General features: G+C 34.8%; 6 protein-coding genes. All 6 read left to right on the top strand.

The genetic code is table 11. The features are described from left to right. A partial coding sequence (locus HRT72_10410; GenBank protein NQY68114.1) for an O-antigen ligase family protein occupies positions 1-1,126 on the top strand: 1,126 nt, incomplete at its 5' end. A 5-nt stretch (positions 1,127-1,131) separates the two neighbouring features. After that, on the top strand, positions 1,132-2,463 hold the full coding sequence (locus HRT72_10415; GenBank protein NQY68115.1) for an oligosaccharide flippase family protein: 1,332 nt from the start codon (positions 1,132-1,134) through the stop codon (positions 2,461-2,463). Further along, complete coding sequence (locus HRT72_10420) at positions 2,460-3,188, top strand: methyltransferase domain-containing protein (GenBank protein NQY68116.1); 729 nt, start codon at positions 2,460-2,462, stop codon at positions 3,186-3,188. Before HRT72_10415 ends, HRT72_10420 begins: the two co-directional genes overlap by 4 nt. 126 nt (positions 3,189-3,314) lie before the next feature. Then, a complete protein-coding gene (locus tag HRT72_10425; protein NQY68117.1) occupies positions 3,315-4,232 on the top strand; it encodes a glycosyltransferase family 2 protein in 918 nt (305 codons plus the stop codon). A 159-nt stretch (positions 4,233-4,391) separates the two neighbouring features. Continuing rightward, a complete protein-coding gene (locus HRT72_10430; protein NQY68118.1) occupies positions 4,392-5,426 on the top strand; it encodes a glycosyltransferase in 1,035 nt (344 codons plus the stop codon). Then, positions 5,423-6,088 (top strand): acyltransferase, encoded by a 666-nt coding sequence (locus HRT72_10435; GenBank protein NQY68119.1) that lies wholly within the window; start codon positions 5,423-5,425, stop codon positions 6,086-6,088. The genes HRT72_10430 and HRT72_10435 overlap by 4 nt, the downstream gene beginning before the upstream one ends. The last annotated feature ends 134 nt before the right edge of the window (positions 6,089-6,222 follow it).

The following is a 6,222-nucleotide window of genomic DNA, read 5'->3' on the forward strand; positions in this document are numbered from 1 at the left end:
CTGCGTTGCGGTTTGGATGCTATATTGTTTCTTAGAGTTGTTTAACCCATTAGCACCTAGTATCCTTGCATGGTTGTATGCGGTTAGAGGCCTGGCCCTGTATGGTATATTGTTGGTTCCATTAATATTTTTAATTTACAATAAGCAGAAGGACTGCCAAACCTTTATAGATATTTGGTTCACGGCGTCGATACTACTAGGCCTTTACGGTGCCAAACAGTTCTGGTTTGGTTTGTTTGCTTTTGAGCAAGCATGGCTTGATGATGGAGGTGCAGTTACTCATGTGTTATGGGGAGTTTTTACACGTATGTTTTCATTCTCTTCCGATGCAAATCAATTTGGTTCATCTCAAGCACATGTAATGATGATTGCAATCATATTTTCTATTGAAGATAATAGCAAAAGAAAATGGTTTTATTATATCACAGCGGCAGTTAGTTGTTATGGTATGTTCATTTCTGGCACCAGAGGTGCTATCATTATTCCTATTATCGGATTAGCCATATATTTGGTTCTATCGCGGAACTACAGAGTATTATTATTAGGTTCTTTTGTAGGTGGATTACTCCTTTATCTTCTTGTTTTTACGTTCGTCTTACACAGTGTAGAGCCCATTAGGAGAATGAGAACTGCCTTTTCGGCAACAAAGGATGAATCTTTTAATGTTAGATTAGAGAACAGGGCTAACCTAGATGCTTTCTTATCTGATAAGCCATTTGGCGGAGGAATTGGTTCGGCTGGTGTTTGGGGGAAAAGGTTCTCGCCTGATAATTTTCTTGCCAATTTTGAAACGGATGGGCAATACGTTAGAATTCAAGCCGAGACTGGAATCGTAGGCTTATATCTTTATTACATTATTCATTTAGTAATGATTTCTAATATGTTGATCATAGTTTGGCGGCTAAAAACCAAAAAATTAAGAAATATAATGAGTGGATTTACTTGTGGAGTGATTGCATTGATGGTTGCCAATTATGGAGCTGCGGTTACTGTGGCTTTACCTAGTAGTGTAATTGTTCTGTGGTCAATAGCATTTGTATATATGTCGCCTAAATGGGATAGAGGCGAAGAATATCCTGTTTTTGGAAGAACACTATTGATTAAATCGAATAATAAGTCCATATGAAAAATATGATAAAAAAAATATTAGCGAATAAAAATTCACAAGCCCTGATAGCGCAAATTGGAACAAAAGGTTTTGCAGTTATTTCATTTATGATTCTTGCTCGCATTTTGACAAAAGAAGATTTTGGCCAATGGGTTTTGTATCTGTCTATCATGACGTTTATTGATATGGTGAAAGCCGGCATCGTTCAAACAGCATTAATTAAATATAGCAGTGGTGAAACTCGAGATCGAAAAAATGAACTGATAGGAAGTGGATGGTTAATCAATATTGTTTTTTTAATTATTGTATCTACGATATGTTTTAGTCTATATTTTTCGGGTGTTATAAGCTCGGTGGGACTGTTGCTTTTTCTGAAATTCTACCCAATCTATGGTCTTATATCTATGCCATATTTCTATTTCATTTGGAACCATCAAGTAATATTGGATTTTTCCAAAATTACTTTGATCCGAATTTTCAATGCAGTTGGTTTTTTATTGATATGTCTGGTATCCATCTTTCAAAAATTTGAAGTAGAGGTGTTAGTTCAGCTTCACGTTAGTATGTTTTCTGTTTCAAGTATGCTTGCTCTGTTTATTGGAAAAACAGGATGGAATACTTTGTTTAAAGCCACTAAGAAATCGGTGATGCAGTTTATTTCTTTTGCTAAATACCACACACTGGCATTTCTAGGGTCGAATTTACTTAAGAGTTCAGACGTTTTCTTAATAGGCGCATTTTTGGGTCCAACTGCCATTGCTATATATAGTATTCCATTGAGGTTGGTTCAATTGGTAGAGACACCTCTTAAAAGCGCAATTGCAGTTGCCTTCCCGATATTGGCTGGTCATGATAATAAAAACGATAAGAAGGCACTAAGTGCAACTCTTGAAGAATATATCGGGGTGCTAACCATTCTCTATGTGCCATTTATGGCAATTCTTTATTTGCTGTCAAAGCCTTTGGTATTACTTATTGGAGGTGATGAATACGCAGATTCCGTTATTATATTCCAAGTCTTTTTAATTTATGGTTTGTTCTTACCATTCGATCGTCTTACTGGAATTACATTAGATGCCATGGGCATGCCTCAGCTTAATTTTTATAAAGTACTTATCATGGCCTCAGTGAATATTATTGGAGACCTGATGGTTATATATTTCTTTGAAAGTCTTGAATTTATCGCTGTGATTACCGTAACGAATGTGCTGGCAGGCGTGTTTGTAGGGTATGTGATGGTAAAGAGGAAAATAGAATTGCAATTAAAAAACATTTTAAAACGAGGAGGAAATGTCATTAGGCGCTCCGTTCAAAAAGCCTATGAATCAATTAATCTTAAAAAACTATCATCATGAAAATAAGAAACCCGATATCTAGAAATCATATTAGAATTCCACGAATATTTGAAGTGCTGGAGGTAGGAGGAGGGCATAACCCTCATTTTAGATCTGATGTAGTAGTTGATAAATTTGTGGATTCAAATTATCATCGTTCTGGCGATGTTAAATTATTGGAAAATCAAAAATTTATTCAGGCAGATGGTGCTGACCTTCCGTTTAAAGATGATGCATTTGATTATGTAATATGTAATCATGTTCTCGAACATGTTGATGACCCTATTTTATTTTTAAAAGAACAATCGAGAGTGGCAAAAAGAGGATATTTGGAAGTGCCGTCTTTGATTGGAGAATATTTGCATCCGAAAGAATCTCATAAGTGGCTAATATTAGAAATTGAGGGTAAAATAATAATGGTAGAGAAGGATAAAGTAGGATTTAAGCCATCACATGATTTAGGTGATGTATTTCTACATTACTTACCTAAATATTCTTTAGGATATAAATTAATGCAATACACACATGGTAATATTCAAACGATAAGGTATGAATGGTCTGAGAGTATTGAAGTAATTGTAAATCCTTCTGAAGAAAAATACTTGAAGTATTTTAAAGGTAATTGGGATATAAAGGAAATGGAAATAATGCTACCTAAAAGAGGTCTAGTCTCAGAACTATTCAGCACAACTTGTGCGTTTTTTTATCTTCTCGGTTGCATTATTAAATCTAGGATAATCGCGTAATCGTTTTTTCTCTAACAGAGAAAATGGCTCTATTGGAGTCATTTTTTTTGCTCTAAAATCAGATTCGTATAGTAATATGTAAATGGTCTAAAGATTGAAACTTCGTTTTGAAAATAAAAGGAGTTCATGGAAGTAATACATAAGAAAAAAACAGACCCACTTGTTTCAATTGTTACTATAAATTACAATGATCCTTTAGTTACTTGTGAACTACTTGAATCGTTAAAGATTACTGGATATTCAAACTATGAAGTAATTGTAGTTGACAATGCATCCCACTTAGTTGCCCCCCAAATAATTCATGACAAGTTTCCAGATGTGAAATTGGTTTTTAGCTCCACCAATCTTGGATTTGCGGGCGGCAATAATTTGGGTGTTAAATACGCCAAAGGCATGTACATATTCTTTCTGAATAATGATACCGTGGTTATGCCATTAACAATCCGAATCCTTATGGAGCGCTTGAAATCCGATAAAAACCTTGGGGCGGTAAGTCCTAAAATAAAATATTATGATAGACCTAATGTAATTCAGTATGCTGGCTCAACACTAATAAATCCATTGACAATACGTAATAGGCATATTGGGAACCATCAAGTAGATAATGGTCAGTATGACATAGAATTGGCGACCGGCTATGCTCATGGTGCTGCTATGATGGTAACTAGAAATATGATAAAAAAGGTAGGTCCAATGTCGGAGAAGTATTTTCTCTATTATGAAGAATTGGACTGGTGTGATCGTATTCGTGAATTCGGATATGAAATAAGGTATATCCCATCAGCTGTTGTTTATCATAAGGAATCTTTGTCTGTCGGTAAAGAGAGTACGCTGAAATTTTATTATCAAACAAGAAATCGGTTTTTGTACGCCCGTAGAAATATACATGGCTGGAAGTTTCTTGTAAGCATGGCCTACATGACAATAATCTCAATACCCAAAAATATTATTAGCTGTATCGGCGACTGGAAAAGGATGAAGGCCTATTGCAGTGGAATCATTTGGAATTTATCCAATGGTAAGTTAAACCTCAAACCATTTTAATTTATGCAACAATTTAATACGATAGTTTTGATTTTTATTATATGTTGGACCCTCTGGTTCACCTTATCCGTAGCCTATATGCTGCTTTATTCGATAAGCGGATTATTCTATAAAAGCAAATCTGAAATTCTAAGCTTTCACTATCCCTCAATATGTGTTTTGATTCCTGCATATGGTGAGGATAAGGTAATCATTGAAACAGCAACTGAGGCTTCAAAACAACATTATCCTGGGCGTTTTGAAGTCGTTGTGATCGCTGATAACATGCATCCCCAAACTATTGATGCATTACATCAATTACCTATCAAAGTTATTGAAGTAAGTTTTGAAAAAAGCACTAAAGCCAAAGCTTTAAATTTTGCAATGGAACAATTAGGTGATGATTATGGAATGGCACTCATACTAGATGCAGACAATATAATGGCACAAAATGCAATGCTTAAAATGGCATGCAAATATGTAGATGGATATTTTGCTATCCAGGGGCATCGATGTGCAAAAAATGACAACACGCAATTTGCAATTCTGGACGGGCTAAGTGAAGAGATTAATAATCATATCTATTGTAAGGGGCCTTCATCGATAAATTTATCATCAAGATTGGTTGGTTCAGGAATGGCTTTTAATTACAAATTATTTAAGCGATTAATGAAGACTATTGATGCAACAGGAGGATTTGATAAAGAACTAGAGCTTAAGTTAATTAAAGAAGGAATAAGAATAGAGTACTTAGAGTCTGCCTTGATTTATGATGAAAAAATTGAGAGCCGTGAAGTGTTTGAGAAACAACGCACTAGATGGATAAGTGCACAATATCATTTTTTATGGAAGACTATCCCTACGATGTTCAAAGAGTTGCTAAAAGGGAATTTTGACTATTTCTATAAAGCAATTCAATTAGCATTGCCCCCGCGATTATTATTACCCGTATTCCTTTTAATAGGAGCTCTAGTTTTTAAATTTATTGGTAATGATTTATTCCATAGGATATGGACTTCAATATTCTTTGCAAATGTAATTGCATATATAATCGCTATACCAAATAAATTCTGGAATCGAAATTTATGGAGAGGCGTAATGGCTCTTCCTGGAGCTATATTTTCTACAGTATCTGCCATAATGAATTTAAGAGGCGCAAACAAAAATTTCATACATACGCCACATTCCGTATCTAAATCTTCAGAAGCTAAATGAAAAAAATAATAGAAATAATAAAAGAGGACCCTCGGTTAAAGCGAATAGTCTTATGGATGCTTCAACCAGCGTATAGGCCTCGGCCAAGGTTATGGGTTCGGATGTTATTGAACCCAATAATTCATAAAAAAGGTAAAGGCTCCTTAATTAGGAGTCAATCACGAATGGACGTCTTCCCTTTCAATAAGTTTGAAATAGGAGACTATTCAACTATTGAAGATTATTCATGTGTGAATAATGCAATGGGAAATGTGGTTATAGGTTCAAAGAGTAGGATAGGATTAGGTAATACTATTATTGGTCCGGTTAAAATTGGGAACAACGTCAATATTGCCCAAAATGTCGTTATCAGTGGATTGAACCATGGTTTTGAAGATATTACAATACCTCCTAGAGAACAGAAGTGTTCAATATCAAAGATTGAAATAGAAGATGATTGTTGGATTGGAGCAAACGTAGTTGTTACGTCGGGAGTGAAAATTGGAAAGCATTCAATTGTGGCAGCTGGAAGTATAGTTACAAAAGATATTCTACCATTTTCGGTTGTAGCCGGGAATCCTGCGAGGGTTATAAAGCAATATGATTTTAATATTCAGAAATGGACAAAGAACGAAATGATAAAAAAAAATAAAAAGAACGTATGGCAGAACATGACATCGTAATTACTGGTATTCAGTCTTGGGATATTGAAATAGGAAGTAATTGTAAAAATATTGCCCTCGAATTTTCAAAAGAAAACAGAGTGCTTTATGTAAATCCTCCGTTAGGCAGAAGCTCCATTTTGAAAAAATCAAAA

The sequence above is a fragment of the Flavobacteriales bacterium genome (genome assembly GCA_013214975.1).
In the GTDB taxonomy this organism is placed as follows: domain Bacteria; phylum Bacteroidota; class Bacteroidia; order DT-38; family DT-38; genus DT-38.

What these genes read in the sequence shown, in the direction of transcription:
- HRT72_10420 (NQY68116.1), top strand. Translation starts at nt 2,460, where the DNA reads ATGAAAATAAGAAACCCGATATCTAGAAATCATATTAGAATTCCACGA.
- HRT72_10435 (NQY68119.1), top strand. Translation starts at nt 5,423, where the DNA reads ATGAAAAAAATAATAGAAATAATAAAAGAGGACCCTCGGTTAAAGCGA.
- HRT72_10425 (NQY68117.1), top strand. Translation starts at nt 3,315, where the DNA reads ATGGAAGTAATACATAAGAAAAAAACAGACCCACTTGTTTCAATTGTT.
- HRT72_10415 (NQY68115.1), top strand. Translation starts at nt 1,132, where the DNA reads ATGATAAAAAAAATATTAGCGAATAAAAATTCACAAGCCCTGATAGCG.